This window comes from Mangrovimonas sp. ST2L15, from assembly GCF_001280515.1.
GTDB classification, from domain to species: domain Bacteria; phylum Bacteroidota; class Bacteroidia; order Flavobacteriales; family Flavobacteriaceae; genus Mangrovimonas; species Mangrovimonas futianensis.
In genome coordinates, this window is the sequence record NZ_LBIQ01000030.1 from 1319205 (window position 1) to 1345979 (window position 26775).

Below are 26775 nucleotides of genomic sequence, written 5' to 3' on the forward strand. Positions count from 1 at the left end.
TATGAACGTACATTTTATAGCCATAGGAGGAGCAGCAATGCACAATTTGGCCATAGCCTTACACAATAAAGGATATCAAGTTACCGGAAGCGACGATACTATTTTTGAACCATCAAAATCGCGTCTACAGGCTAAGGGCTTGTTGCCTGAAGCCTTTGGTTGGTTTCCAGAAAAAATCACCTCCCAGTTGGATGCCATCGTATTGGGAATGCATGCCAAAGAGGATAATCCAGAATTGTTGAAGGCTCAAGAACTAGGCTTAAAAATATACAGTTACCCCGAGTTTTTGTACGAACAGTCCAAAGATAAAACGCGTGTAGTTATTGGAGGTAGTCACGGGAAAACCACCATCACGTCCATGATTCTCCATGTGATGCATTACCACGATATGGAAGTAGATTACATGGTGGGTGCCCAACTGGAAGGCTTTGATGTCATGGTAAAACTAACCGACGACAATGATTTTATTGTTTTAGAAGGTGATGAGTATTTAAGTTCGCCCATAGACAGGCGCCCCAAATTCCATTTGTACCAACCCAACATTGCTTTGTTGAGTGGTATCGCTTGGGATCACATCAATGTGTTTCCTACCTATGAAAACTATGTGGAGCAGTTCCAGATTTTTGTAGATAGTATTGTGAAAGGAGGGAGTATCACTTATAATGCTGAAGATCCCGAAGTGGTTAGGGTGGTAGAAGCTAGTGAAAATACCATCAGAAAGTTGCCATATCAGACACCAGAATATACGGTGGAAGATGGTGAAACACTTTTGGAAACATCAGAAGGCGAACTCCCCATTGAAGTGTTTGGAGCCCATAATCTAAATAACTTGGCAGGTGCCAAATGGATTTGCCAGCACATGGGCATCGATGAAGACGATTTCTATGAAGCCATTTCTACATTCAAGGGAGCCAGTAAACGACTAGAGAAAATTGCTGTGGGAAAAAGCAGTGTGGCATACAAGGATTTTGCCCATTCTCCTTCCAAAGTAGAGGCTACCACAAAGGCGGTAAAAGACCAATATCCAGATAGAAAATTGGTGGCTTGTTTAGAACTACATACCTATAGCAGTCTGAATGCCGAGTTTTTAAAACAATATGAAGGAGCCCTAGATGCTGCCGATGTTGCGGTGGTATTTTATTCCCCACATGCCGTGGAGATTAAAAAACTGGATGAGGTCACCCATGAACAAATCAAACAGGCTTTCAACAGGGAAGACCTGACCATTTTCACCAATCCTGAAGATTTTAAAACCGATCTGTTTTCAAGAAACCTAGAAAACAGCGCCTTGTTGTTAATGAGTTCTGGTAATTATGGTGGTTTGGATTTTGATGAGGTCAAAGGGCTTATTGAATAAAGCCGGACATAAGCCGGACATGGATTCTTTTTAGGGATTCTTCTTCCATAGACCGATACAATTGTTTAGTCATAATGGGGCACTTTCTCAAAGCGACCCCAAGGATGGGACTACTAATCTCACAGATTTTTTTATCCAAATGGGAAATTTCATTTTTAATTTAGGATAAAACTTCTCATATTTGCTCCATTATGATTGCATAAGTCACACATCAGATGAGGTTTACATCTCGTAAGCCATGAAAAAAATCCAACCACCCATCACGGGTGTCTCATTTTTATATACCTTAAAATCATGCAATCCATACCCTCTATAAAACAGCTTTTTAAATATTTCAAAAGGGCGCTCTCTGGAGCCGAACAGGAGTTTACATCCGGGAGCATTCGTAAGGCCATCTTCATGCTTTCCATACCCATGATTCTCGAAATGCTCATGGAGTCCATATTTGCTCTGGTTGATATTTTTTATGTCTCTAGGGTAAGTGTCAATGCGGTAGCAACCATTGGTTTAACAGAGTCGGTGGTGACTTTGGTCTATGCGGTGGCTATTGGGCTTAGTATGGCCGCTACAGCCATCGTGGCACGCCGAGTAGGCGAGAAGGATCTCAAAGGAGCGTCACAGGCGGCAGTGCAAGTAATTATTTTGGGTGTTCTGGTATCCGTTATAGTCAGTATCGTGGGTATATGGTATGCCAAGGAAATTTTGGCTCTAATGGGCGCCGAACCTGATCTCATTTCCGAAGGCTATGGCTATACCCAAATTCTGATAGGTGGTAATTTAACCATCATGTTATTGTTCATGATCAATGCCATTTTCCGTGGCGCGGGCAATGCCTCCATTGCCATGTGGACCTTAATACTTTCCAATGGATTGAACATCCTTTTAGATCCTATTTTTATTTTTGGCTGGGGTCCTGTTCCCAGCTTTGGCGTAAAAGGGGCGGCTATTGCCACTACTATTGGTCGTGGTACAGCCGTTTTATATCAATTGGTGGTATTGTTTTATGGTATCGGAAAAATCAAAGTTACCCTTCAGGATATAGCCATCAAGATATCGGTCATGTTCAACTTGATCAAGGTATCCCTCGGGGGGATTGGCCAATTTTTAATTGGAACCTCCAGCTGGGTGTTCTTAATGCGCATCATGAGTGAATTTGGCAGTGAAGTGCTGGCAGGATATACCATTGCCATCAGGGTGATGATGTTTACCCTCATGCCGTCTTGGGGCATGAGCAACGCAGCAGCTACTTTGGTGGGGCAAAATCTAGGAGCCCAACAACCTGATCGAGCTGAAAAATCGGTTTGGATAACCGGGAAGTATAATGCCATTTTTATGGGGTTGGTGTCACTTGTGTATCTCATATTCGCCAAACAGATCATCATGTGGTTTTCAAATGAACCAGAGGTAATAACCTATGGTTCGCTTTGTTTACGGGTTTTGGCTGCGGGTTATGTCTTTTATGCCTACGGCATGGTGGTGATTCAGTCCTTTAACGGTGCCGGTGATACCAAAACGCCTACCTATATCAACTTTTTCTGTTTTTGGTTGTTTCAATTACCATTTGCTTATTTGACCGCCATCACTTTAGACTGGGGGCCTAAGGCTGTCTTTTTGGCCATCACCTTGGCAGAAGTCCTCATTGCCATTGTTGGTATTATTTGGTTTAAAAGAGGCCGGTGGAAATTGGTGAAGGTTTAAAAGAATGAGTTTAAATGTCGATTTTAAGTGGTTTTTCACTTATTCAATTTGCTCAAGAAGCTCTTGGGTTAACTTTAGAATGTCATCGTATTTATTATAAATTTTCCGATGGCAGATAAGAAATCCAATGGCTACACCCCAAACTGCCTAAAATGATGATCCAAATGTTTGTATTGCATTTGTCCCCATTGGGGCATGGTGAAATCTCCAAACATAGGGTGTGGAGGAAGACTACCGGCATCCTTTTTAGCATGAAACCTCTCAATAAGTTTTACTAAAGTTTCCTTTTCGCTTTCAAAATCCTTGGCTTCCGTTACTACAAACTCTTTAGAGGTGGGCAATCCGGGTTTCCAGGGCTTATCGTTGTACAAAGAAGATTTAAAAAGCGAGAACATGGCCCTCATAAAAACATTGGGCTTCTCGGGTTTCAGTTCCCCTAATGATATTTTTAAAGGCCCTTGACAGTGCCACAACATCTGGGAGGCATCCATCGTGCCCCATTGGCGTGCACTATCAGATTGCAGTTGCTCCAGGCGGCTTAAAATCTCTTGATAGGAGGTCGGGTCAAATAATGATTGCATAACAAGGTGCTAAAAATTGCAGTTGAAAGTTACAATATTTATATTTACTATATGACGCAAAAAAACGCTTCTTTTTCAATTAAACATTGGTCCCAAGACGACCAACCTCGAGAGAAACTTCGGGACAAGGGAAGAGGTGTCCTCAGTGATGCTGAATTGGTGGCCATTTTAATTGGCTCTGGTAGTAAGGAAGAAAGTGCCGTAGAATTGTGCAAGCGTATATTGGCAAGTGTAGACAATAACCTAAGTGCTTTGGGTAAGCTAAGTCTCAAACAGCTTATGGCGTTTAAAGGTATTGGGGAAGCCAAAGCCATATCTATCGCAGCGGCCATGGAGTTAGGAAGAAGGCGCAGGGGAGAAGAAGCCCTAGAACTCAAGAAAATCACTTCCAGTAGTTCGGTTTTCGAACTGATGCAACCCATAATAGGGGAGCTGGCACATGAAGAGTTCTGGATTATCTATCTCAATAACTCCAATAAGGTGCTACAAAAAATACAGCTCAGCAAAGGAGGCATGACAGGAACCTTGGTAGATGTGCGCTTGGTTATGAAAACCGCTTTAGAATTAGGAGCTACCAGTATGATTTTGGCTCATAACCACCCGTCAGGAACCCTAGTCCCCAGTGAAGCCGATAAACAAATTACACAAAAACTACAACGGGCAGGAGAAAGTTTGGATATAAAAGTGCTGGATCACTTAATCATCACAGAAAAGGCTTACTTTAGTTTTGCCGATGAAAATCTCATGTAATTCATGCTACTTGTTTACACTCATAAAATTACGCCCAGACTTAAGTATGCTTTCAAGCAAATCTTTACGCGTATTTTAAATATTCCGGTAGATTTTACCACTACCATCGAGGAATTTATCGCCCATGACAGCTTGAAAATGTCTTACACCAAGCAGCCCTTAAGCAGTGAGTTGTTTGTAAAAAGTCATGACCTGTTGTTTGAACAGGGATTGTCAGACATAGAGGTGCACGTAATGAAATGGGATGATACCAAGTGCTTTTTCCCAGCAGGAGAGAAGAGCAGTATCCCCTTTGATATCTTTGCGGCTACTTTTTACATGCTATCGCGATATGAAGAGTATTTGCCTCATGTAAAAGATGAATACGGAAGGTTTTCGCCAGAAGAGAGCTTAGGTTTCAAGCATGATTTTCTTCAGCAACCTGTTGTAGATATTTGGGCCTACAAATTTAAGGAGGTACTTACGGCCCAATTTCCAGACTATGTTTTTGAAGAACGCGCCTACAGAATCAAGCCCATCATTGATGTTCCCTGTCCGTATCAATTTAAAAGTAAGGGCGTTTTAAGAAATTTGATGGGTACCCTAGGCGATCTATTTTCCCTTAAATTGAAAAGACTTTACCAGAGGTATTCGGTTTTGATGGGTTTAAAACACGACCCAGATGATACCTTCAGGTATATCATCAACAGACAGAAAACCACACATCACAAGTTCATATTTTTCTTCATGGTAGGTGATTTATCCACTTATGATAAGGGAGTGAACATAAACAATAAATCCTTTGTGTCTCTCATCAAGCAGGTGTCAGATTACTGCCAAGTAGGACTCAAGGTATCCTTTCTAGCGCTTACTGACATGGAGCGGTTAAAAAAGGAGAAAAAAAGAATGGAAGGCATCATTTATGCTACCCTTACGGCCTCTAGAAATTCCTTTTCAAAGGTGAACTTGCCAGAATCTTACAGAAATTTGGTAGACCTGGAGATAGGAGAGGACTACACCATGGGTTATACACGTCATTTTGGATTTCGTGCTGGCACTTGTACGCCTTTTTTCTTTTATGATTTGGATTTTGAAATTCAGACACCACTTAAGATTTATTCCTACCATATGATGGACTTTTCCATGCTGAAAATACATTCGCAACTGGATAAAAAACAAGCCTTACAGTCTATGATTTCAAAGGTAAAAAAGGTCAATGGCGAATTTATCCCGGTGTTCCATAATTATACTTTTAGTGATTTGGACCGTTGGAAAGGATTCAAGGAATTGTTTAATTTGATATTAGACTCAACAGATGAGGATTAAAGGCATCACCGATATATTTTTTGATTTAGACCATACCCTTTGGGATTTTGATAGGAATTCGGCATTAACTTTTGAGAAGATATTTAGCCTGAATAAGGTGTCCTTGGATTTGGAAGAATTTCTCTTCCATTACGAACCCATAAATTTAGATTATTGGAAACTTTACAGAGAAGATAAAGTTGATAAGGCAACCTTGAGGTATCGAAGGTTGAGTGATTCCTTTGATAGACTTGATTACAAAGTTTCGGATGATTTGATCAACAAACTCTCTATAGATTATATTGCATACTTAGGTACTTTTAACCATTTGTTTGAAGAGACTTTGGATATTTTGGATTATTTATATCCCAATTATAGGTTGCACATCATTACAAACGGTTTTAGCGAAGTGCAGTATAACAAAATAAAGAATTCCAAAATAGACCATTATTTCAAAACCATTACCGATTCTGAAAAGGTAGGAGTTAAAAAGCCACATCCTAATATCTTTGAATTTGCTTTGGATTTAGCTGAGGCTTCAAAAGACTCCAGTATTATGATTGGGGACAATTTGGAGGCCGATGTATTGGGAGCTTTAAATTTTGGATTGGATGCCATTTGTTTTAATATCAAAAACGAAAATGTTGGGGCAGAGGTGAAACAAATTAGGAATTTATTACAATTAAAGAACTATTTATAATTGTATCTTTAATCCATATTACAAAAGAATAGAAATGAAGAAAGTTTTATACGCCCTTTTTGTTGGTCTACTGTTTGTTCAATCAGGATTTTCACAGGAGAGCATCAATAATTATAAATATGTCATAGTACCTAACAAATATGATTTCGTAAAAGAAGCAGACCAATACCAACTCAATTCCCTTAGTAAATTTCTGTTTGAGAAGTACGGCTTCAAAGTGGTCATGCAAGATGATACGTACCCAGATGAATTGTATAATAACATGTGTTTGGGATTAAAATCAGATGTTGTTAATGAATCGGGTTTGTTTACAACCAAACTAAAGGTGGTTTTAAAAAACTGTCAAAATAGAGTGGTTTTTGAAGGAGCCGAAGGAACGAGCAAAGATAAACAGTATAAAGTGGCTTACAACCAAGCTTTAAGAGAAGCCTTTATCTCAGTGGAAGCTCTAAATTATTCATACGAACCATCTAGTTCTGTGGCTCAAGCCAAGGCAGTGGCTCCTGTGGCTGAGAGTAATGAGGTTAAGGTGCCGGTAAAACAAGTAGCTGAAGTTGCTACGGTGGAAACAGTAACAGCTCCGCAACCTAAGGCTGTAGTTGGGCAAAATGAGGTTGCATATGAAATGTTATATGCCCAAAAAATTGCAGGAGGCTATCAATTGGTTGATAGTGCCCCTAAGGTTGTTATGGTTCTCTTAGAAACTCCAAAAACAGATATGTTTTTGGTTAAAGGCAGGGACGCTATTGTGTACAAATCAAATGATGAATGGATCTTAAGTGACAAGAGCAGTGGGGAATCCAAAACCACAACACTCGTCATTAAATTCTAATAACCGTATTTATTTTTCCAACGTGATTTTAGAAAGTCCCTTTGGGCATTTTCTCTGGAATTAGAACCTGGCTCATAGAGCTTGGTACCTTTGATGTCGTCTGGTAAAAATTCCTGTTCAGCAAAGTTATTTTCATAGCTATGCGCATACTTATAATTGTCACCATAACCCAACTCTTTCATCAATTTGGTAGGTGCATTTCTAATGTGTAAAGGCACAGAGAGATCTCCCGTTTGCTTCACCAATTGTTGAGCCGAATTGATAGCTTCATATGCGGCATTACTTTTTGGAGAACAGGCTAGGTAGGTGGCACATTGACTCAGTATAATGCGCGATTCGGGATAACCTATAACAGAAACAGCTTGAAAAGCATTATTGGCAATAACAAGAGCCGTGGGATTTGCATTTCCAATATCCTCACTAGCTAATATTAATAACCTGCGGGCAATGAATTTAACATCTTCACCACCTTCTATCATTCTGGCCAACCAATATACTGCTCCATTAGGGTCACTTCCTCTAATAGACTTAATAAAGGCTGAAATGATATCGTAATGTTGCTCCCCTGTTTTATCATAACGAACCGTATTGTTTTGAACTTTCTTTAGAACAGAATCATTGGTTATTTCAACCGTTTTGGAATCTTCAGAATTCACAACAAGTTCAAAAATATTGAGCAATTTGCGAGCATCCCCTCCAGAAAGGCGCAATAATGCATCGGTTTCCAGAAGTTTTATGTTTTTTTGAGATATATGTTCATCTTTTTCCATGGCCCGCTTTAAAAGGGCTTCCAGATCACTTTTACTGAAGGAATTTAAGATGTATACTTGGCAACGGGATAATAGAGCGGGAATAACTTCAAAGCTTGGGTTCTCGGTGGTGGCACCTACAAGGGTTACCCAACCTTTTTCAACCGCTTGGAGCAAAGAATCCTGTTGTGATTTACTGAATCGGTGAATCTCATCAATAAATAGAATCGGGTTTTTAGCAGTAAAGAGACCACCACTGTTTTTGGCTTTTTCAATAACATCTCGTACATCCTTAACTCCAGAATTTATAGCGCTTAGGGTATAGAAAGGTCTGTTGGTCTCGGTGGAAATGATATTGGCCAATGTAGTTTTGCCTATACCAGGAGGACCCCAAAAAATCATGGAAGGTATAAGTCCTTGTTTGATTTGATGGAATAGAGAACCTTCCTTTCCAATCAAATGGTCTTGTCCTATATAGTCCTCGAGGGTTTTTGGTCTTAAACGTTCTGCCAATGGTTCGTTCATGTGGTAAAATTATGGAATTATGATGGATTCAGTATGGATGTAAAGGGAAATACTGACAATTTATCATTACATTTCTTATTGGGTAGAAATTTGATTGATGAAACATATGAAAGAAGACTCATTTCAATTTTCGAATGGGGTAGTTGTTTATCCATTACTATTTGTTTTGTCCATTTGGGTAGTGTTTTGGGCTGAGGTTCGGTTCGGTTTCAATTTCACTAGGTTAGGAATCTATCCATTGGCAGTTAAAGGCATTCCAGGTATAGCCTTAAGCCCCTTAATTCATTCTGGTTTGACCCATTTGCTTCACAATAGTTTGCCGCTTTTGATCCTGTCTGCAGCACTGTTCTACTTTTATAGACCCATAGCATGGAAGGTAATCATTTTTGGAATCTTACTGAGTGGTTTTATGACTTGGTTGATAGGAAGACCCTCTTATCATATTGGTGCAAGTGGGTTAATTTATGTCTTAGTTAGTTTTACCTTTTTCAAAGGAATTTTTGCTAAACACTATCGGTTAATAGCGTTGTCTTTGATGGTTGTGTTTTTGTATGGAGGTATGATATGGTATACATTTCCTATTAAGGATGAAATTTCTTGGGAAGGTCACTTATCTGGGTTTTTAGTAGGCTTATTTTTTGCGCTGGTTTTTAGAAAACAGATAGCTAAGCCTAAGAAGTATGAGTGGGAGAAGGACGATTTCAATGAAGATGACGATCCTTTTCTAAAGCATTTTGACGCCGATGGGAATTTTATTGAACAACTACCTGAGGAGGTCGATCTAGAAGAAGACCCACAGGATTCTATAGTGTATAACTATATCTATAAAAAAAAGGATGATGACGATTAACGACGTTGTCTAATCACTTCATATAAGAAAGCACCACAGGCAACCGATACGTTTAGTGATTCTATGGTGCCCAGCAAAGGTAATTTAGCGCGGTCATCTACAATTTTTAAGACAGATGGATTAATCCCTTTTCCCTCAGATCCCATGACAATAGCGCATGGTTCAACGAACGAAACATCATATAAATCATGGTCTGTTTTTTCGGTTGCTGCAATAACTTTGATACCCGAAGCTTGTAAATGGAAGATGGCATCCTTAATATGATCTACTTTACAAATAGGAATTTTGAAAATGGCTCCAGCACTGGTTTTTACAGTATCAGCATTAATAGGAGCACCACCTTTTTTCTGGATGATGATACCATGAACACCAGTACATTCAGCGGTTCGTATGATGGCCCCAAAATTTCTAACATCACTTAATTGATCTAAGACCAAAAATAGGGGAGTAACATCTGATTCTAAAGTTTCAAGAATAAGAGCATCCAAATCATGAAACGCAATGGGAGCTATTTGGGCAACGGCACCTTGATGGTTTCTATTCTTGAACCTATTCAATTTTTCAATGGGGACGTAAGAGTAATTAATGTTTTCTGATCGAATTAGGCTTTCCAATTCTTTAAATAAATCACCTTTCAAACCCTTTTGCAAGAATACCTTATCAATATTTTTTCCAGAATTGATAGCTTCAATAATGGCTCTAATCCCAAATATTTCTGTGTCATTTTTCATGATGTAAAAATATAAAAAAGCCTGCTTAAAAAGCAGGCTTTTATTTTTAGACTTTATGTAAAAAATTATAAAGCTCTATTTCCTTTGAATTTTACTGGTATATCAGAAATTGAAACACCAGCAGCAGATTTACCTGTTACAATAACCTCACCAGTATCAGCATCGGTTACAGTGTAAGTAGAACCTTCTATAGTCAAAACAAACTTAACTAAATACGCATCAGGGTTGTTTTCAACATAACCACCGTCAACAGTATTCCATACAGTTCCTAAATCTACTTCTTCTACCCAAACACCTGGCTTAGCAAAAATTAAAGAAACAGGAATGTTTGTTCCAGCAGCAGGTAATTCACTTCCTGAGTAACCAAGTGCCCAAAAAGAAGGTACAACCCAATAATCTCCGTCTGGTAAAACTCCCTCTCCAATTGATAAAGATTCTGGACAGTCATAATAGCTAGCACCTAAAAAGTTAAAGTTAGCATCATAAACCTCTAAGTCAAAATCGGCACCACACCAATCATGAGTGGAACCATCAGCTCCTGTAAATTCACCGTCCCATTCTAAAACAATGTCTAAATCATTAGAAGTAATGTTAGAAATGTTCATTGTGAAATTAGCCCCAGAACCTACAATTGAGTTACCAGCGTATCCTTGAGATACTCTAAATTTAACCGCTTCGTCACCTTCAGGATAGATATCATATAAAGGTTCTACATAAAAACTTACCGAAGTAGAATATGCAGGAATAGTTACATACCAACCTTCTGGGCCATTTTCATATTCAGATAAGTGAATATCGCTTTCTCCTTCACCATAAACAGCTACATCATCCCAATGGTCTGATAACAAATCAATTTTAAAATCAGAATCTAAGGAAATAGCTCTATCAATGGTGATAGTAACCATTGCCGGGCCATCACCTTCCGTAACATCCAAATTAGTGGTTGTTACAGTTGCCGTTGGCTTGTTATGTGCTGGGTAATCTTGATCATCATCCATACAACCAAATGCAAGAAGGGATAAACCAAACAAGAATAATTTATAATTTAATTTTTTCATTTTAATGTCGTTTAATAGATTATTATTGAAGCGTATAGGTCATATTATAGATGTAGTTTGTACCCGATAATACGATAGAATAAATAATATTAAAGTTACCATTTTCATCAACTACACCATGAGCACCTGAACTAGCACCTGGATATTGAACTCCACCCCAAGTATTACTGTAAGCATTCATTAGATATTGATCAGGTAAAATAGAAAGCTCACCACAAACATCTACGAATGAGAAACCGTGATCAGGTTGTAAAGAACCTGCAGCCCAGTGACCAGTAGTTAACGTATGGAATGTATTTACACCTACTTCTTCAAGAGGTTCAACTCCCATGCTAAAGCTTGCACCGTCACTTCTTGTACCTGTTACAAGGTAGTTTCCAGCTAGATTAGATTGACAACCTACAAAAGTAATAGTTAAGGTTGTATTAAAAGCTGAAACAGTTGCATTATTAGATGCTACGCCTTCAAGATTTAAAATCAATCTTGTTGGTTCTGTAGGGTTCAAATTCCCGGTATTAATATAAATTCCAAATTCGTCAAATCTTTGACCTGCAGGAATTGTCATAGTTCCAGAATTATCCATGAAGTCAAATTCTACACCTTCTGTAGCAGATGAAGCAGGGTCAACACTATAGTTAATCACGATGTTTGAAGAGGATGGTGTACCATCCATTCCTCCAATTAAATTAACTGGATAGTAGGATTCTACCGGACCTAAATCTTCAAAATAACTTTCGGTAAAAGATGACGTTTTGAAGCCAACTACATAAGGAGTGTTAGCCATTGCATCTAACGTTTCATCTTCGTCGTCTACGATACAAGAAACACTAAAAAGTGCACTTACAAATAATAAGGTTAATAATTTAAAATTTTTCATATTCAATTTTTTTTAAGATTAATTTTGAGTTGCATCCCAGAAAATGTAGGTGCTGAATGCAGTTTCTGCATTTTGGCTAGGTACATTTGCTGCATTTGCAATTAACTCAGAAGCTGGATATAATAATCTATTAGGCTTGTTTGGTCTTTGGGCAGACAAAGCCAAAGGAATTTCAGGATATCCAGTTCTTGTATATTCAATCCAAGATTCAATGGCATTGATACCGTTTGTAGCTAACCATTTTTGAGTCATTATAGCCTCAATTTTGTTGGCTGAACCATCCCAACCAATTTCATCTAAAGCATCGCTGTTAGCTAAATAAGATGTAGCGGAAATTTCATAGTAACCAAATGAGGCAGATATACCAGCTTGGAATAAAGACTTAGCATCTCCTGCAATATAACCTCTGTAAGCAGCTTCGGCTTGTAAGAAGAAACTTTCTGCACCTAACATGATGACTCCATCTTGGTCATGATCTTTAAGTAAACCTGGTCCAATTGGAGAAATATCTTCTGGGATATCATCAGAGTTACTGTCAATACCTTGTTCTACTCCAATTATAACACCACCAATAGCTTCATAAATTTGTGGACCTCTTGGATCTGGGATACCAGGAGTACCGTTTACGAAGTCAGCGGCATATTTAGAAGCTCTAACGAAACGGTGTGAAGTAGTTTCAGAATCATCTACGTTATAACCATAGGTTCCGTAGAATGGATTTTGTCTACCAGCATCTTGCGCATAACCAGGATTGATTGTTACATTAGATGTCACAAAGTTTTGAGATAAAGTAGCGAATTGCTCATTCAAATATGATGCAGTTTCACCATCAGTTTCGGCTTTAGTAGCTTCTCTCATTAAGATTTTAAGTTTAACGGTATTAGCAAATTGTTCCCAACTAGCCATATTACCACCGTAAACGACATCTTCTGAACCTACTTCAAATCCTGACCCATCTTGAATTAGAGCAATAGCTTCATCTAATTCTACTATTAAAGCTCTATAAATTGCCATCTCATCGTCATAAGCAGGTGTCAAATCATTATTTCCTTGGAAGGCTGCTGAATAAGGACAATCTCCATATAAATCTACAATATATTGCATGTAGAATGATTTCATGATTTTGGCAATAGCAACATGTTGGTTGTATCCTTCAAAAGGAGAATCAATCATGGATTGAAAGTTAGCTAATTGAAGGTATAAACCATCCCAAATGCTGCTGTAAAAAGTACTGGTCATAATCATTTGGTACTCTTCGTTAAATCCACCAGTAAAGGCATTAACGTTTGCAGACCAGTTGTTCATAAACACGTTTCCTAAACGGTTCATACTACCTGCTTGAGTTGCATAGATTCTAGTTTGAGCTCCTGCTAAAATTAAATCAGGAGAAACTATATCAGCAGTAGGATCATTTACTGGATCGTTTATGTCTAGATAATTGCTACATGAGTTTAGTAACGTCAAAGCAATTAATAATGTAAATAATTTATTTATTTTTTTCATGATTTCAAGCAATTATTAAAATGTTACGTTTAGACTCATACCAATAGATCTGGTAACTGGATATTGGTTGATTGCTGCTAAACCTTGACCATTTCCTGTTGTGTTGGAAGTTTCAGGGTCGTTATAACTACGGTTCTCCTTAGGTAGGATTGTGAACAAGTTTCTAGCATTAACACCTAAAGTTAAAGAGCTTAAAGCTGTATTGTCTAACATTTTAGGAGATAAAGAGTAGCTTAAAGACAACTCACGACATTTGAATGCAGTAGCATCTAACACAAAGTTTTCAGCAACAGTATAATAGTCGTTAGAGAAGTAGTTTAAGTAGTTAGAATAAGTTGTTCCACCAGTAATAACACTTGTGTTGGCAACATAACCACCATTTCCATCAGGGATAGCAGAATTAGGATAGATAAATCCTGTTCTTCCATTTTGAGCTGATTCGATTAAGTGACCAGACCATGATAACCATGATTTAGCACCAGACCAGAATTGGTGACCAGTTCTGTAATCAAATACTCCAGATAATCTAAATCCTTTAAAGCTAATAGATGTATTCAAACCTAAGATGTAATCAGGGTTTGAAGAACCTAATATTTGTAATTCATTAGATACTCTAGGCGTACCTGTAGTAGGGTCAATAATAACGCGTCCTTGAGGATCTCTTTCGTATGCAGATCCTTTAATAGTAGGGAACTCTTCTCCAACAACTGCAAATACACCAATAGGGTTTGCATTGTTAGGATAAGAAAGGATTGCTAATTCATCTGTGTCATCACTAATTTTGATAACTTCAGTTTTGTTAGTTGCATAAGAGAATCTTGCTTCCCAACGTAGTCCTCTTGGGTCGCTTGACCAAATAGGCTTAACTCCTAAGTCAATTTCAAAACCTTTTGTTTCTGTTTCACCAATGTTAACTCTTGAAGAAACAACTCCAGAAGCATAGGAAGCAGATGTGTTAGCAATTTGGTTCGTGTTTTTTGAGAAATAATAAGAACCATCGAAAGTTACTCTATCATTAAATAAACCTACGTTTAAGTTGAACTCTGTTGAAGTTACAAATTCAGGCTCCAAGTATTGGTCTGTAATAGTTGTATCACCCAAGAATGAGTTCAATGAACCATAAGGGAAGTTAGCAGCTTGAGAAAAGATTGGCACAGTTTCGTAAGCGGCAATACCACCATCATTACCAACTTTTACGTGTGAAGCAGCAATTTTCATATAGTTGATAGGACCATCAGTAATATCAAATGCTTCGGTAGGAACAAAAGATAAACCTACACCTGGATAGAAGAATGAATTGTTTGATGGGTCTAAAGTAGAAGTCCAGTCATTTCTGGCAGTTACGTTTAAGAATAAGAAATCTTTAAATCCTAAATCCACGTTCCCAAAAAGACCAATTCTTCTAGTTCTGATAGTAGAATTACTAACGTTAGGAGTTCCTGTAACATTACTAATATTATAAAAACCAGGAATGGTAACATTACTACCACTGTTAGCAGTAGAAACAAACAAGTTATCTTGTAAGTTGTGACCAATATTAGCTTTTAAGGTAATATCATCAGTTAAGTTGTAGTTAAAGTTAATTAACAAATCCCCATAGTAATTTCTATAGTTATCGTTATAAGTTCCAAAAGATGAAATAGTAGTATAATCTCCACCACCAACATTTTCAGTATCAGTTGCACCATTTACCCAGTTTTGTCCACTACGTTGTCTGGTTCTGATACTTGCGTTGTATAAGATATCGATGTTATCATTCAATTGGTAACCTACATTGGCAATACCTGTCCAAATATCAAAGCGATCCTGAGTTCTTTCATTATCTCTTACCCAGTAAGGAGATCTATAATAAGAAGTCCAGTGAGTTGCATTGTTAGGCTCAGAAAACTCTTCAACAGGAATGTTTGTTGCTGTTTGTAATAGCTCTAAGTAAAGAGAACCTGTAGATTGTTGTGTTTTACTGGTAATGTAAGATACATTTCCTTCCAACGTCCATTTACCTACTTTTTTACCACCTTTGAAGTTAAAAGTGTTTCTGTTGGCCTTATCATCAGCAATGATAAATTCCGTATCTACTTTGTTGGCAGATAAAAACACATAACCATCTTCCAAGTTACCATTTGATAAGCTGATCGTGTTTTGGAACGTTGTACCAGTTTGGAAGAACTCAGCAATGTTATCATCAATAGCACTGTATGGGAAATATCTGTAAGTTCCATCAGATTGTGGTAAACCAACAGGTCTTAATTGACCATCCATTTCTGGACCCCATCCCCCGTTTTCATAAGAAACGAATTCACCGTTCCATCCTTGACCGTATCTAGTCTGTCTTTGAGGAAGGTAAGCGATGTTTTCAAAAGAAGCAGAAGAACTAACAGATACATTAAACTTATCATTAGCTCCACCTTTTCTTGTAGTTACAACGAATACCCCGTTAGAACCCTGAGAACCATAAAGAGCAGCACCGTTGGCACCTTTGATTACGTTCACAGACTCAATTAAGTTAGGGTCAATATTAGCTAAAATTTCTGAAGATGAAATAACACCATCAATTACAATTAAAGCTTGGTTGTTACCAGTCAAGGATCTGTTACCACGCAATACGATACGGGTACTTTGATTAACCCCACTGTTAGTAGTGTTAATTTGTAGACCAGATACCTTACCAGATAAACCTTGTACTAAGTTAGGGTTTTGAGCCTGAGTCAACTCTTCTGCTTTCACCACTTGGTTTGCTGTGGTAATCTCATCAAGTTTTCTCTTAGTACCAAGAACCGAGATAACAACCTCGTCTATGGCTTGAACATCGGGCTCCATAGCAAAACTAATGGTAGAAGAAGATCCCACTGTCATTTCCTTTGGAGTGTAACCCACAAAAGTATAGACAAGGACACTTCCTTGGCTCGCAGAAATGGAATAGTTTCCATCAAAATCTGTTTGAGTACCATTGGTCGTACCTTTAACGATGATATTAACTCCAGGGAGCGGCAATCCGTTTTCATCCGAGATTGTCCCTGAAATTGTTTTTTCTTGTGCAAAGGAAAGATGCACAACAAACGCTAAGAATAGCGTTAGAATTCCACTAAACTTTGTTTTCATTTTATATTTTATTTGAATTAGTCTACGCCAAAAATCATAATAAAAAGTTAATTAAACAACATTAGCAGGTTAAAATTTTCATTTTTTTTAAAAAGTTTGTTGGATTAACGTTAAGAAAACTCTAAAAAAAAGAAGTGAGGCTTAAATGCACCTGGGAGTTGGAAAACTTGAAATTTTGAGACTCTGTTTTCCCGTTGGCATAATTAAATTTTAATAATCCTGCTTTGGTTAAAAGTCCAAACCCGAGACCAAAACTGTAGAGGTTTTCTTGCTGTGCTGAAAGCTCGTTTTCTAGGTATCCGAAATCTATAATGGTATGAATATAAATGCTTTCTGTAAGTGAATGCCTGTATTCTGTGTTGATGAAGGCATATAAATTAGCAGCTAAACTATTCTCTTCAAACCCACGTATAGAATTGATTCCTCCAAACCATGACAGTTCATTTTCAAGGATATTGGAACTATCCAATAGGAAGCTATTTAACCTAATGTAAATACTGTTTTTGAGATTTAAATTAAAGATTTTAAATGCGTCTACCAATATTTGATTTTGGGCCAAATCTTCTCCAGATAATGTTCTTTTTCCGGTTCCGATTTGGAATCGTAACAACGAATTTGTGGGGAATAGTCTGTTGCTTTGTCGTAAATTGAAAACATACCTTACATTATAAAAGGTAGATTTATAATCGTTAAGGGGAATTGTGGCTTCTTGACTTAAAAGATTTTCAGATTGCACACCTTGAATGCCTAGATATATTGAATGTTTCGGATTAAATTGATAGAAAAGATTGGCGCGTTGCTCGCTAGTGGTGAAAGTTGAATCCTTCCGAAACAGTCTTAATTCAAATTCAGCTCCCAGTGGTGTCTGGAAGAGATAGGGGATTTCTATGTTGGTTTGAAACCTTCTTTGATCGTTTTGGTCGCTTTTGTAGGTCAAGCTAAATCGCTCCCCAAAATTAAGGTTGTTTGTCAAGTTTAAATTTAAGTAACCGTTAAATTCTATTTTATTAGTTTCTTCATTAGTTCCAAATCCTATAAAGCCGTCAAAGTTGTTTATTTTTTGTTTTTCTATATAAAGGTATAGAATGGTTGAATCTTTAGTGAATTGGATTTCTGGGTCTTTAATAGAATTTGCGAATGACAATTGGTCTAATCTGGTTACTTTATCCTTGATTTCTGAAATGTTCAAATTTTGACCGTTCCTTATTTTAAGGTAATGCCTAACAAATGACTTAGGGAATTTTTCGTAACCTTTAATTTTAATGTCGTCTATATGACGTAGGTCTTGGTTGTCTTTGATTTTTAATTTAGCAGTTAAATAGTTGTTATCAGCTTGAATGTCGTCTAGTTGAAAAGAGATAAATGGATTTCCTAAATCTGCTAACGTCAAACTTAATTTGTTCAAACTTTCCTCTAAATCAAAAAATGGAAGGGTGAAAAACGTGTCAGTATAAGTGTCACTTATTTTTTTTAATGCTTCTTTCGGAATGTTGTTATAATATATATGTATGGAGTCATATTTTTTTTTCAGGTCGATCAAGCCTAAAAAAGTAGAATCATTTGTTTTTCTTAGGTTGTCAAATTCAGCATCTAAAAAACCAGATTGATATGTCCTTTCCTTAAAAAGGGCGTATTCTTTTTCAATGGATAGGACATCTAGATGTATTTTTGCATAACCTAATGAATCTATTTTTGCTGAATCTGAAATGGATTTAGATAGAATTCTGAGATGAAGTTCTTGACAAACAGTATCTGTAGTAAAAAAGATATATATAATAAGGAGTGTGAGATAAGATTTCTGCAACGGTAAAAATTCTTATTGGTATGTAAAACTAACTCAAAAAGAGATGTTTTAATATAAAGAGGCTTTTATTTTTTAAATGAGATTGAAAATTAATTTGTTATGATTTGAAAAATTAAATTTAATTTCTACCTTTGCAGCCCTCAAAGAAGAGGTATTGTATAAAATTAGTAAAAATTTATGCCAACAATTTCACAATTAGTACGAAAAGGAAGAGCCAAGATTACCAAGAAGAGTAAATCGGCTGCTTTGGATTCGTGTCCGCAAAGACGTGGCGTTTGTACTCGTGTATACACGACTACACCTAAGAAACCTAACTCAGCTATGCGTAAAGTAGCAAGGGTAAGGTTAACTAACGGTAAAGAAGTAAACGCGTACATCCCAGGTGAAGGACATAATCTCCAAGAGCACTCGATAGTATTGGTAAGAGGTGGAAGGGTAAAGGATTTACCAGGAGTTAGATACCACATTGTTCGTGGAGCTTTGGATACCGCAGGTGTTCAAGGAAGAACGCAACGTAGATCTAAGTATGGAGCAAAACGCCCTAAAAAGTAAAATTTTTTAAGACGAAGACATGAGAAAAAGACAAGCGAAAAAAAGACCTTTGTTGCCAGATCCACGTTTCAACGATCAGTTAGTGACGCGTTTCGTTAACATGATGATGTGGGATGGTAAGAAGTCTGTAGCTTTTAAAGTGTTTTATGATGCGATTGACATTGTAGACCAAAAGAAAACTGACGACGAGAAGACTGCTTTAGAATTGTGGAAAGATGCCTTATCTAATGTGATGCCTCACGTAGAAGTACGTAGCCGTCGTGTTGGTGGTGCTACCTTCCAAATTCCAATGCAAATTCGTCCAGACCGTAAGATTTCAACAGCTATGAAATGGTTGATTGGATATGCGCGTAAAAGAAACGAAAAGTCAATGGCTCAAAAATTGGCATCAGAGATTTTAGCTGCTGCTAAAGAAGAAGGAGCGGCCGTTAAGAAGAGAGTAGATACTCACAAGATGGCAGAAGCAAACAAAGCATTCTCACACTTTAGATTCTAATATAAATGGGTAGAGATTTAAAATACACAAGAAATATAGGTATTGCAGCACACATTGATGCTGGAAAAACGACAACTACAGAGCGTATCTTATTCTATACAGGGGTAAGCCATAAAATCGGTGAAGTTCATGATGGAGCCGCTACTATGGACTGGATGGAGCAAGAGCAAGAAAGAGGTATTACTATTACTTCTGCTGCAACGACTTGTACTTGGCAGTTTCCAAGAGAAAATGGTGTTCCAACTCCTGAAGCAAAAGATTATCACTTTAATATTATCGACACTCCTGGTCACGTTGACTTTACTGTAGAGGTAAACCGTTCATTACGTGTATTAGATGGGTTGGTATTCTTGTTTAGTGCTGTTGATGGTGTTGAGCCACAATCTGAAACTAACTGGAGATTAGCTGATAACTATAAAGTGCCTCGTATGGGATTTGTTAACAAGATGGACCGTCAAGGATCTAACTTCTTAGCAGTATGCCAACAGGTTAAGGATATGTTAGGGTCTAATGCTGTTCCAATTGTATTGCCAATTGGTGATGAAGCAGACTTTAGAGGAGTAGTTGATTTAGTTAAAAACCGTGCAATTGTATGGCATGAGGATAACTTCGGATCAACTTTTGACGTTGTAGACATTCCTGAAGATATGAAAGCAGAAGTTAGCGAGTACAGAGCTAACTTAATTGAAGAAGTTGCTGGATATGATGAAAACTTGTTAGAGAAATTCATGGAGGATGAAAACTCTATTACAGAGGATGAAATCCACGCTGCTTTAAGAGCTGCTGTTATGGATATGTCTATCATTCCTATGGTATGTGGTTCTTCATTTAAAAATAAAGGGGTTCAATTCTTATTGGATGCCGTATGTCGTTACTTGCCTTCGCCAGTAGATAAAGATGCGATTGTAGGTACAAATCCTGATACAGGAGAAGAGGTTAAGCGTAAGCCAGATGTTACTGCGCCATTTGCTGCATTGGCATTTAAGATTGCTACAGATCCATTCGTAGGTCGTTTGGCATTCTTCCGTGCTTATTCTGGTCGTTTAGATGCAGGATCTTATGTTTTGAATAATAGATCGGGTAAAAAAGAGCGTATTTCTCGTATTTACCAAATGCACTCAAACAAGCAAAATGCTATTGAATATATCGAGGCAGGAGATATTGGAGCTGCTGTAGGTTTCAAGGATATTAAAACAGGAGATACCTTATCTGATGAGAAGGCACCAATCGTTTTAGAATCTATGGACTTCCCAGATCCAGTAATCGGTATCGCTGTTGAGCCTAAAACTAAGGCAGATGTTGATAAATTAGGTATGGCTTTAGCTAAATTGGCTGAAGAGGATCCAACGTTTACAGCAAGAACAGATGAAGCTTCAGGACAGACTATTATTTCTGGAATGGGTGAGCTTCACTTAGATATCATTGTTGACCGTCTTAGAAGAGAATTTAAGGTTGAAGTAAACCAAGGTCAGCCTCAAGTTGAGTACAAAGAAGCAATTACAAGAAAAGCTGAGCACAGAGAGGTTTACAAAAAGCAATCTGGTGGTCGTGGTAAATTTGCTGATATCGTATTTACTCTTGAACCAGCTGAAGAAGGAAAAACAGGTCTTGAATTCGTTTCAGAAATTAAAGGTGGTAACGTTCCTAAAGAATTTGTTCCTTCAGTTGAGAAAGGATTTAAAATGGCTATGGTTAATGGTCCGTTGGCTGGATATGAAGTTGATTCAATGAAAGTTACTTTAACGGATGGTTCTTACCACGATGTGGATTCTGATCAATTGTCATTCGAATTGGCTGCTAAACTAGGATTTAAAGCTGCTGCTAAAGCTGCAAAAGCTGTAATCATGGAGCCAATTATGAAATTAGAAGTGTTGACTCCTGAAGAAAACATGGGAGATATTGTAGGTGACCTTAACCGTCGTCGTGGTCAAGTTAATAACATGAGCGACAGAGCAGGTTCTAAAGTTATCAAGGCTGATGTGCCATTATCTGAAATGTTTGGATATGTAACAGCGTTACGTACCCTTTCTTCTGGTAGAGCAACATCAACCATGGAATTTTCACATTATGCTGAAACACCTTCTAACATTGCAGAAGAAGTGATTAAAGCGGCTAAAGGAGTTGAAGCTTAAATTTTAAGGAAATGAGTCAAAAAATTAGAATAAAATTAAAATCATACGATCACAATTTAGTAGATAAGTCTGCTGATAAGATTGTGAAGACAGTAAAAAGTACTGGAGCTGTTGTAACTGGACCAATTCCATTACCAACACACAAGAAAATTTTCACTGTACTACGTTCTCCGCACGTAAACAAGAAGAGTAGAGAGCAATTTCAATTAAGCTCTTATAAGAGATTATTGGATATCTATAGTTCTTCTTCAAAGACTATCGACGCTTTAATGAAGCTTGAATTGCCAAGTGGAGTTGAAGTAGAGATCAAAGTGTAAGTACACTTCGTTTGTTAGCTGGATAAGTTGACAAGTACATGTCCGGAGCTGCGTGCAAAGGAAAAACGGAAAAAATACAATTCAGGGTTGAAAGGTATTTTGACCCTGAAGTTTTTTAAATAAGTAAGTAATAATAAATTAAATTAATAATTATGTCTGGGTTAATTGGAAAAAAGATCGGAATGACCAGCATTTTTGATGACAAAGGAAAGAACATTCCTTGTACTGTTATCGAAGCAGGTCCATGTATCGTTACCCAAGTCAGAACCGAAGAAGTTGATGGCTATACAGCTTTACAACTTGGTTTCGATGACGCGACAGAAAAAAGTGCTACTAAAGCTGAAATTGGTCACGCCAAAAAAGCTGGTACTTCTGTTAAGCGCAAAGTCGTAGAATTTCAAGGTTTTGATGCGGAGTACAAATTAGGTGATGCAATCACTGTTGAGCATTTTGTTGAAGGAGAGTTTGTTGATATCTCTGGAATTTCAAAAGGAAAAGGATTCCAAGGGGTTGTTAAACGTCATGGTTTTGGTGGTGTAGGTCAAGCTACTCACGGTCAACATAACCGTTTAAGAGCACCAGGATCTATTGGAGCTGCTTCTTATCCAGCACGTGTATTCAAGGGAATACGTATGGCTGGCCGTATGGGTGGTGAAAAAGTAAAAGTTGAAAATTTAAGAGTATTAAAAGTAGTTCCTGAAAAGAATTTACTTGTTGTTAAAGGATGTGTTCCTGGACACAAAAACTCTTATGTAATTATCGAGAAGTAATGAAAGTAGCAGTTTTAGATATAAACGGAAAAGACACAGGTAGAAAGGTTGAGCTTTCTAAAGATGTGTTTGCTATTGAGCCTAACAACCATGCTGTTTATTTAGACGTGAAACAATACTTGGCTAATCAAAGACAAGGAACTCACAAATCTAAAGAAAGAGCAGAGATTGCAGGTAGTACTAGAAAAATTAAAAAACAGAAAGGTACTGGTACAGCAAGAGCTGGTAGTATCAAGTCTGGAGTTTTTAAAGGTGGTGGGCGTATGTTTGGTCCTACTCCTAGAAACTACGGTTTCAAATTGAACAAGAACCTTAAGCGTTTAGCTAGAAAATCAGCTTTATCAATTAAGGCAAATGAAAACTCTATCGTAGTATTAGAAGATTTTTCATTTGATACTCCAAAGACTAAGAGCTTTACAGCTGTGCTAAAGGCCTTAGGACTAGAGGATAAAAAATCTTTGTTTGTGTTGGGTGCATCAAATAATAATGTATATTTGTCGTCGCGCAATTTAAAAGGGTCTGAAGTTGTAAATAACTCAGAATTAAACACTTACAAGATTTTGAATGCGAATCAAGTGGTGCTTTTAGAGAGCTCATTAGAAGAAATTGAATCGAATTTAAGTAAATAAGGAAGGCAATGAGTATTTTAATAAAACCTATTATTACTGAAAAAGCGACTACTCAAAGTGAAACTTTGAATGCTTACGCTTTTGAAGTGAGCCAAAAGGCGAACAAGGTAGAAATTAAAAAAGCGGTTGAAGCTGCTTATGGTGTTTCTGTTGAACAAGTTCGTACGATAAATGTCCGTCCAGAAAGAAGAACCCGTTATACAAAAACTGGGATTCAGCACGGTAAAACAAATGCTGTCAAAAAAGCAATTGTAACTGTGAGTGACGGAGAGGTGATTGATTTATATAGCAATATGTAATAAGACAAAAAGATGTCAGTAAGAAAATTAAAACCAATCACGCCAGGTCAGCGTTTTAGAGTAGTAAATGGGTTTGACGCCATTACTACTGATAAGCCGGAGAAAAGTTTATTAGCTCCGAAGAAAAAATCTGGTGGTAGAAACAGTCAAGGAAAGATGACCATGCGCTATTTAGGTGGTGGTCACAAAAAGAGATATCGTATCATTGACTTCAAGCGTAACAAAGCAAATGTTCCAGCTGAAGTAATGTCAATTGAATACGATCCAAACAGAACTGCATTCATCGCTCTATTGAATTATGAAGATGGAGAGAAGAGATATATGGTAGCTCCAAACGGATTACAAGTTGGACAAACTGTTGTTTCTGGTGAAGTGGTACCAACAGAAATTGGTAATGCTATGCCATTGGCAAATATTCCATTAGGAACTATTATTAGTTGTGTTGAGTTAAGACCAGGTCAAGGTGCTGTAATGGCAAGAAGTGCTGGTACATTTGCTCAATTAATGGCTAAGGAAGGTAAGTATGCCACTATCAAATTGCCATCTGGTGAAACAAGAATGATATTGTCTGCTTGTATGGCAACTATAGGTGTTGTTTCAAATTCAGATCACCAATTAATGGTATCTGGTAAAGCTGGTAGATCTAGATGGTTAGGTAGAAGACCAAGAACTAGACCAGTAGTAATGAACCCTGTTGATCACCCAATGGGTGGTGGTGAAGGACGTTCTTCAGGAGGTCATCCACGTTCTAGAAAAGGTATACCTGCTAAAGGTTATAGAACCCGTTCTAAGACAAAAGCGAGTAATAAGTATATTGTAGAACGTAGAAAGAAATAATAAGTCATGGCAAGATCATTAAAAAAAGGACCTTACGTTCATTATAAATTAGACAAGAAAGTTCAAGATAACGTAGAATCTGGTAAGAAAACAGTCATCAAAACTTGGTCTAGAGCAAGTATGATTACTCCAGATTTCGTAGGACAAACTATTGCAGTACATAACGGGCGTCAATTTGTGCCAGTTTATGTGACTGAAAATATGGTAGGACATAAATTAGGAGAATTTTCACCAACTAGATCTTTTAGAGGTCACGCAGGTGCAAAAAACAAAGGTAAAAAGTAATAAGCTATGGGAAGTCGTAAAAAACAAATGGCGGACGCTATTAAAGAACAGAAGAAGCAAGTTGCTTTTGCTAAGCTTAATAACTGTCCTACATCTCCAAGAAAAATGCGTTTAGTAGCTGATTTAGTAAGAGGTGAAAGCGTAGAGAAAGCTCTTAATATTTTGAAATTCAGTAAAAAAGAAGCATCTAACCGTTTAGAGAAATTGTTATTGTCTGCAATTGCAAACTGGCAAGCTAAAAACGAAGATGCTGATATTGAAACCGCTGAATTGTTTGTTAAAGAGATTAAAGTGGATGGCGGAGCAATGTTGAAAAGATTGCGTCCAGCACCACAAGGTCGTGCACACAGAATTAGAAAACGTTCTAACCATGTTACTTTAGTGGTTGGAGCTAACAATAACACACAAAGCTAAGATAAGAGTATGGGACAAAAGACAAATCCAATCGGGAATCGCTTAGGAATTATCAGAGGATGGGAGTCTAACTGGTATGGAGGAGACGATTATGGTGATAAACTTGCCGAAGACGATAAGATCAGAAAGTATATTCATGCTCGTCTATCTAAAGCTAGTGTATCAAGAGTAATTATTGAGCGTACGCTTAAACTTGTAACCGTTACTATCACTACTGCAAGACCTGGTATCATTATCGGGAAAGGTGGTCAAGAGGTAGATAAGTTAAAAGAAGAGCTTAAGAAAATTACTGGCAAAGAGGTTCAAATTAACATCTTTGAAATTAAAAGACCGGAACTTGATGCGTACTTGGTAGCTTCTAGTATAGCTCGTCAAATTGAGAATCGTATTTCTTACAGACGTGCTATCAAAATGGCAATTGCCGCTACCATGAGAATGAATGCTGAAGGAATTAAAATTCAAATTAGTGGTCGTTTAAACGGTGCTGAAATGGCACGTAGCGAACACTACAAAGAAGGACGTATTCCATTATCAACATTTAGAGCCGATATTGATTATGCACTTGTAGAAGCTCATACTACTTATGGTAGATTGGGTGTTAAAGTGTGGATTATGAAAGGCGAAGTATATGGTAAAAGAGAGCTTTCTCCGCTTGTTGGTCTATCTAAGAAGCAAGGAAAAGGTGGAGGTGGACGAGGTAACAACAATAACAAATCTCGTCGCAGAAAGTAATTTTTTAAAGAACAGAAATCATGTTACAGCCTAAAAGAACAAAATTTCGTAAGCAACAAAAAGGACGCATGAAAGGAAATGCCGGAAGAGGGCACCGTCTTTCAAGTGGTACTTTTGGAATAAAATCATTAGACTCAAGTTTTGTTACAGCACGTCAAATTGAAGCTGCACGTATTGCTGCAACCCGTTATATGAAGAGAGAAGGATCTATCTGGATTAAGATTTTCCCAGATAAGCCAATCACGAAGAAGCCTCTAGAGGTACGTATGGGTAAAGGTAAAGGTGCTGTTGAATATTGGGCTGCTGTTGTTAAACCAGGTAGAATACTTTTTGAAGTAGGTGGAGTGCCTTTAGAAACTGCTAAAGAAGCATTGCGTTTAGCCGCTCAAAAGTTACCGGTTAAAACTAAGTTCATTGTTGCAAGAGATTACGAAGCATAATTTATTTGATATTATGAAACAATCAGAAATTAAAGAATTATCTGTAGCTGAGTTACAGGAAAAACTTAGTGAGACAAAACAGAGCTATGCAGAATTGAAAATGGCTCACGCTATTTCTCCTCTAGAGAATCCAATTCAACTTCGTTCTGCAAGAAGAACAGTAGCTAGAATTGCGACTGAATTAACTAAAAGAGAATTACAATAAGTCTGCAGAAAATGGAAACAAGAAATTTAAGAAAAGAACGTATAGGTGTTGTTACGAGTAACAAAATGCAGAAATCTATTGTAGTTTCTGAGGTGAAAAAAGTAAAGCACCCTATGTATGGTAAGTTCGTGTTAAAGACTAAGAAATATGTCGCACACGACGAAACAAACGAATGCAACATTGGAGATACTGTAAGGATCATGGAAACTAGACCTATGAGTAAATCTAAGTGCTGGAGATTAGTTGAAATAATTGAAAGAGCGAAGTAA

At 37.5% G+C, this 26775-nt stretch carries 29 protein-coding genes; 21 read left to right on the forward strand and 8 right to left on the reverse strand.

Annotated elements, in window-relative coordinates; all coding sequences use genetic code 11:
• Position 1: 1 nt before the first annotated feature.
• Complete coding sequence (gene murC / locus ZA07_RS09660) at positions 2-1357, forward strand: UDP-N-acetylmuramate--L-alanine ligase (protein ID WP_053971485.1); 1356 nt, start codon at positions 2-4, stop codon at positions 1355-1357.
• Positions 1358-1651: 294 nt separating this feature from the next.
• Entirely contained in the window at positions 1652-3055 is a 1404-nt protein-coding gene (locus ZA07_RS09665; protein WP_053971486.1) for an MATE family efflux transporter, read from the forward strand.
• Between the two features lie 131 nt (positions 3056-3186).
• Here the strand turns inward: ZA07_RS09665 and ZA07_RS09670 are convergent, their stop codons facing one another.
• Positions 3187-3636 carry a DUF1569 domain-containing protein gene (locus ZA07_RS09670; protein ID WP_053971487.1) on the reverse strand — a complete coding sequence of 150 codons (450 nt, stop codon included), beginning with the start codon at positions 3634-3636 and terminating at the stop codon, positions 3187-3189.
• 51 nt (positions 3637-3687) lie between these two features.
• Here ZA07_RS09670 and radC point away from each other — a divergent pair, with 51 nt between their 5' ends.
• The 4 genes from radC to ZA07_RS09690 are packed head-to-tail and all read left to right on the forward strand — an operon-like array spanning position 3688 to position 7202.
• Positions 3688-4386, forward strand: a complete 699-nt coding sequence (radC, locus tag ZA07_RS09675; protein WP_053971488.1) for a DNA repair protein RadC — start codon at positions 3688-3690, stop codon at positions 4384-4386.
• 3 nt (positions 4387-4389) lie between these two features.
• Complete coding sequence (locus ZA07_RS09680) at positions 4390-5691, forward strand: hypothetical protein (protein WP_053971489.1); 1302 nt, start codon at positions 4390-4392, stop codon at positions 5689-5691.
• Positions 5681-6370, forward strand: a complete 690-nt coding sequence (locus ZA07_RS09685) for a YjjG family noncanonical pyrimidine nucleotidase (RefSeq protein ID WP_053971490.1) — start codon at positions 5681-5683, stop codon at positions 6368-6370. Before ZA07_RS09680 ends, ZA07_RS09685 begins: the two co-directional genes overlap by 11 nt.
• Positions 6371-6404: 34 nt before the next feature.
• Positions 6405-7202, forward strand: a complete 798-nt coding sequence (locus ZA07_RS09690; protein ID WP_053971491.1) for a hypothetical protein — start codon at positions 6405-6407, stop codon at positions 7200-7202.
• Here ZA07_RS09690 and ZA07_RS09695 read toward each other — a convergent pair.
• Complete coding sequence (locus ZA07_RS09695; protein WP_053971492.1) at positions 7199-8476, reverse strand: replication-associated recombination protein A; 1278 nt, start codon at positions 8474-8476, stop codon at positions 7199-7201. The genes ZA07_RS09690 and ZA07_RS09695 overlap by 4 nt on opposite strands.
• A gap of 106 nt (positions 8477-8582) precedes the next feature.
• On the opposite strand from ZA07_RS09695, the gene ZA07_RS09700 reads away from it, so the two are divergent.
• Positions 8583-9326 carry a rhomboid family intramembrane serine protease gene (locus ZA07_RS09700; RefSeq protein ID WP_053972115.1) on the forward strand — a complete coding sequence of 248 codons (744 nt, stop codon included), beginning with the start codon at positions 8583-8585 and terminating at the stop codon, positions 9324-9326.
• On the opposite strand, the gene rlmB is transcribed toward ZA07_RS09700, so the two are convergent.
• From rlmB to ZA07_RS09730, 6 genes are all read right to left on the reverse strand, one after another.
• Positions 9323-10057: a 23S rRNA (guanosine(2251)-2'-O)-methyltransferase RlmB gene (gene rlmB / locus ZA07_RS09705; RefSeq protein ID WP_053971493.1), complete on the reverse strand. Its 735-nt coding sequence runs from the start codon at positions 10055-10057 to the stop codon at positions 9323-9325. The genes ZA07_RS09700 and rlmB overlap by 4 nt on opposite strands.
• 65 nt (positions 10058-10122) lie before the next feature.
• The gene (locus tag ZA07_RS09710; RefSeq protein WP_157492109.1) at positions 10123-11115 is read right to left on the reverse strand and encodes a hypothetical protein; all 993 of its coding nucleotides are present in this window, start codon (positions 11113-11115) and stop codon (positions 10123-10125) included.
• Positions 11116-11137: 22 nt separating this feature from the next.
• On the reverse strand, positions 11138-11992 hold the full coding sequence (locus ZA07_RS09715) for a hypothetical protein (protein WP_053971495.1): 855 nt from the start codon (positions 11990-11992) through the stop codon (positions 11138-11140).
• 18 nt (positions 11993-12010) lie between these two features.
• Positions 12011-13495, reverse strand: coding sequence for a SusD/RagB family nutrient-binding outer membrane lipoprotein (locus ZA07_RS09720; protein WP_053971496.1), 1485 nt, complete (start codon positions 13493-13495; stop codon positions 12011-12013).
• A 15-nt stretch (positions 13496-13510) separates the two neighbouring features.
• On the reverse strand, positions 13511-16594 hold the full coding sequence (locus ZA07_RS09725) for a SusC/RagA family TonB-linked outer membrane protein (protein ID WP_053971497.1): 3084 nt from the start codon (positions 16592-16594) through the stop codon (positions 13511-13513).
• 121 nt (positions 16595-16715) lie between these two features.
• Positions 16716-18398: a POTRA domain-containing protein gene (locus ZA07_RS09730; RefSeq protein WP_231628666.1), complete on the reverse strand. Its 1683-nt coding sequence runs from the start codon at positions 18396-18398 to the stop codon at positions 16716-16718.
• A 177-nt stretch (positions 18399-18575) separates the two neighbouring features.
• Here ZA07_RS09730 and rpsL point away from each other — a divergent pair, with 177 nt between their 5' ends.
• From rpsL to rpsQ, 14 genes are all read left to right on the forward strand, one after another.
• A complete protein-coding gene (rpsL, locus tag ZA07_RS09735) occupies positions 18576-18950 on the forward strand; it encodes a 30S ribosomal protein S12 (protein WP_036121756.1) in 375 nt (124 codons plus the stop codon).
• A gap of 19 nt (positions 18951-18969) precedes the next feature.
• Entirely contained in the window at positions 18970-19446 is a 477-nt protein-coding gene (gene rpsG / locus ZA07_RS09740; protein WP_053971498.1) for a 30S ribosomal protein S7, read from the forward strand.
• A gap of 5 nt (positions 19447-19451) precedes the next feature.
• On the forward strand, positions 19452-21578 hold the full coding sequence (gene fusA, locus ZA07_RS09745) for an elongation factor G (RefSeq protein WP_053971499.1): 2127 nt from the start codon (positions 19452-19454) through the stop codon (positions 21576-21578).
• A gap of 11 nt (positions 21579-21589) precedes the next feature.
• Positions 21590-21895: a 30S ribosomal protein S10 gene (rpsJ, locus tag ZA07_RS09750; RefSeq protein ID WP_007650482.1), complete on the forward strand. Its 306-nt coding sequence runs from the start codon at positions 21590-21592 to the stop codon at positions 21893-21895.
• A 152-nt stretch (positions 21896-22047) separates the two neighbouring features.
• Entirely contained in the window at positions 22048-22665 is a 618-nt protein-coding gene (rplC, locus tag ZA07_RS09755) for a 50S ribosomal protein L3 (protein WP_053971500.1), read from the forward strand.
• Positions 22665-23294: a 50S ribosomal protein L4 gene (gene rplD, locus ZA07_RS09760; RefSeq protein ID WP_053971501.1), complete on the forward strand. Its 630-nt coding sequence runs from the start codon at positions 22665-22667 to the stop codon at positions 23292-23294. Before rplC ends, rplD begins: the two co-directional genes overlap by 1 nt.
• An 8-nt stretch (positions 23295-23302) precedes the next feature.
• Entirely contained in the window at positions 23303-23593 is a 291-nt protein-coding gene (gene rplW / locus ZA07_RS09765; protein WP_053971502.1) for a 50S ribosomal protein L23, read from the forward strand.
• Between the two features lie 12 nt (positions 23594-23605).
• Positions 23606-24430, forward strand: coding sequence for a 50S ribosomal protein L2 (rplB, locus tag ZA07_RS09770; protein WP_053971503.1), 825 nt, complete (start codon positions 23606-23608; stop codon positions 24428-24430).
• A gap of 6 nt (positions 24431-24436) precedes the next feature.
• Entirely contained in the window at positions 24437-24715 is a 279-nt protein-coding gene (rpsS, locus tag ZA07_RS09775) for a 30S ribosomal protein S19 (protein WP_053971504.1), read from the forward strand.
• Positions 24716-24721: 6 nt separating this feature from the next.
• A complete protein-coding gene (rplV, locus tag ZA07_RS09780; RefSeq protein ID WP_053971505.1) occupies positions 24722-25129 on the forward strand; it encodes a 50S ribosomal protein L22 in 408 nt (135 codons plus the stop codon).
• 9 nt (positions 25130-25138) lie between these two features.
• A complete protein-coding gene (rpsC, locus tag ZA07_RS09785; protein WP_053971506.1) occupies positions 25139-25861 on the forward strand; it encodes a 30S ribosomal protein S3 in 723 nt (240 codons plus the stop codon).
• 20 nt (positions 25862-25881) lie between these two features.
• Complete coding sequence (rplP, locus tag ZA07_RS09790; protein WP_053971507.1) at positions 25882-26301, forward strand: 50S ribosomal protein L16; 420 nt, start codon at positions 25882-25884, stop codon at positions 26299-26301.
• Between the two features lie 13 nt (positions 26302-26314).
• Complete coding sequence (gene rpmC / locus ZA07_RS09795) at positions 26315-26506, forward strand: 50S ribosomal protein L29 (RefSeq protein WP_053971508.1); 192 nt, start codon at positions 26315-26317, stop codon at positions 26504-26506.
• Between the two features lie 11 nt (positions 26507-26517).
• Positions 26518-26775: a 30S ribosomal protein S17 gene (rpsQ, locus tag ZA07_RS09800; protein WP_053971509.1), complete on the forward strand. Its 258-nt coding sequence runs from the start codon at positions 26518-26520 to the stop codon at positions 26773-26775.

Bases quoted from the DNA above. Each gene is read 5' to 3' on its own strand.
- rpsC (WP_053971506.1), top strand. From the start codon at position 25,139: ATGGGACAAAAGACAAATCCAATCGGGAATCGCTTAGGAATTATCAGA.
- rpsS (WP_053971504.1), top strand. From the start codon at position 24,437: ATGGCAAGATCATTAAAAAAAGGACCTTACGTTCATTATAAATTAGAC.
- radC (WP_053971488.1), top strand. From the start codon at position 3,688: ATGACGCAAAAAAACGCTTCTTTTTCAATTAAACATTGGTCCCAAGAC.
- rpsQ (WP_053971509.1), top strand. From the start codon at position 26,518: ATGGAAACAAGAAATTTAAGAAAAGAACGTATAGGTGTTGTTACGAGT.
- ZA07_RS09665 (WP_053971486.1), top strand. From the start codon at position 1,652: ATGCAATCCATACCCTCTATAAAACAGCTTTTTAAATATTTCAAAAGG.
- ZA07_RS09700 (WP_053972115.1), top strand. From the start codon at position 8,583: ATGAAAGAAGACTCATTTCAATTTTCGAATGGGGTAGTTGTTTATCCA.
- rpsG (WP_053971498.1), top strand. From the start codon at position 18,970: ATGAGAAAAAGACAAGCGAAAAAAAGACCTTTGTTGCCAGATCCACGT.
- rplP (WP_053971507.1), top strand. From the start codon at position 25,882: ATGTTACAGCCTAAAAGAACAAAATTTCGTAAGCAACAAAAAGGACGC.
- ZA07_RS09725 (WP_053971497.1), bottom strand. From the start codon at position 16,594: ATGAAAACAAAGTTTAGTGGAATTCTAACGCTATTCTTAGCGTTTGTT.
- ZA07_RS09710 (WP_157492109.1), bottom strand. From the start codon at position 11,115: ATGAAAAAATTAAATTATAAATTATTCTTGTTTGGTTTATCCCTTCTT.
- rplC (WP_053971500.1), top strand. From the start codon at position 22,048: ATGTCTGGGTTAATTGGAAAAAAGATCGGAATGACCAGCATTTTTGAT.
- rlmB (WP_053971493.1), bottom strand. From the start codon at position 10,057: ATGAAAAATGACACAGAAATATTTGGGATTAGAGCCATTATTGAAGCT.
- rpmC (WP_053971508.1), top strand. From the start codon at position 26,315: ATGAAACAATCAGAAATTAAAGAATTATCTGTAGCTGAGTTACAGGAA.
- rplD (WP_053971501.1), top strand. From the start codon at position 22,665: ATGAAAGTAGCAGTTTTAGATATAAACGGAAAAGACACAGGTAGAAAG.
- rplV (WP_053971505.1), top strand. From the start codon at position 24,722: ATGGGAAGTCGTAAAAAACAAATGGCGGACGCTATTAAAGAACAGAAG.
- rplW (WP_053971502.1), top strand. From the start codon at position 23,303: ATGAGTATTTTAATAAAACCTATTATTACTGAAAAAGCGACTACTCAA.
- ZA07_RS09685 (WP_053971490.1), top strand. From the start codon at position 5,681: ATGAGGATTAAAGGCATCACCGATATATTTTTTGATTTAGACCATACC.
- murC (WP_053971485.1), top strand. From the start codon at position 2: ATGAACGTACATTTTATAGCCATAGGAGGAGCAGCAATGCACAATTTG.
- ZA07_RS09680 (WP_053971489.1), top strand. From the start codon at position 4,390: ATGCTACTTGTTTACACTCATAAAATTACGCCCAGACTTAAGTATGCT.
- ZA07_RS09695 (WP_053971492.1), bottom strand. From the start codon at position 8,476: ATGAACGAACCATTGGCAGAACGTTTAAGACCAAAAACCCTCGAGGAC.
- ZA07_RS09720 (WP_053971496.1), bottom strand. From the start codon at position 13,495: ATGAAAAAAATAAATAAATTATTTACATTATTAATTGCTTTGACGTTA.
- fusA (WP_053971499.1), top strand. From the start codon at position 19,452: ATGGGTAGAGATTTAAAATACACAAGAAATATAGGTATTGCAGCACAC.
- rpsJ (WP_007650482.1), top strand. From the start codon at position 21,590: ATGAGTCAAAAAATTAGAATAAAATTAAAATCATACGATCACAATTTA.
- ZA07_RS09690 (WP_053971491.1), top strand. From the start codon at position 6,405: ATGAAGAAAGTTTTATACGCCCTTTTTGTTGGTCTACTGTTTGTTCAA.
- rpsL (WP_036121756.1), top strand. From the start codon at position 18,576: ATGCCAACAATTTCACAATTAGTACGAAAAGGAAGAGCCAAGATTACC.
- rplB (WP_053971503.1), top strand. From the start codon at position 23,606: ATGTCAGTAAGAAAATTAAAACCAATCACGCCAGGTCAGCGTTTTAGA.
- ZA07_RS09715 (WP_053971495.1), bottom strand. From the start codon at position 11,992: ATGAAAAATTTTAAATTATTAACCTTATTATTTGTAAGTGCACTTTTT.
- ZA07_RS09670 (WP_053971487.1), bottom strand. From the start codon at position 3,636: ATGCAATCATTATTTGACCCGACCTCCTATCAAGAGATTTTAAGCCGC.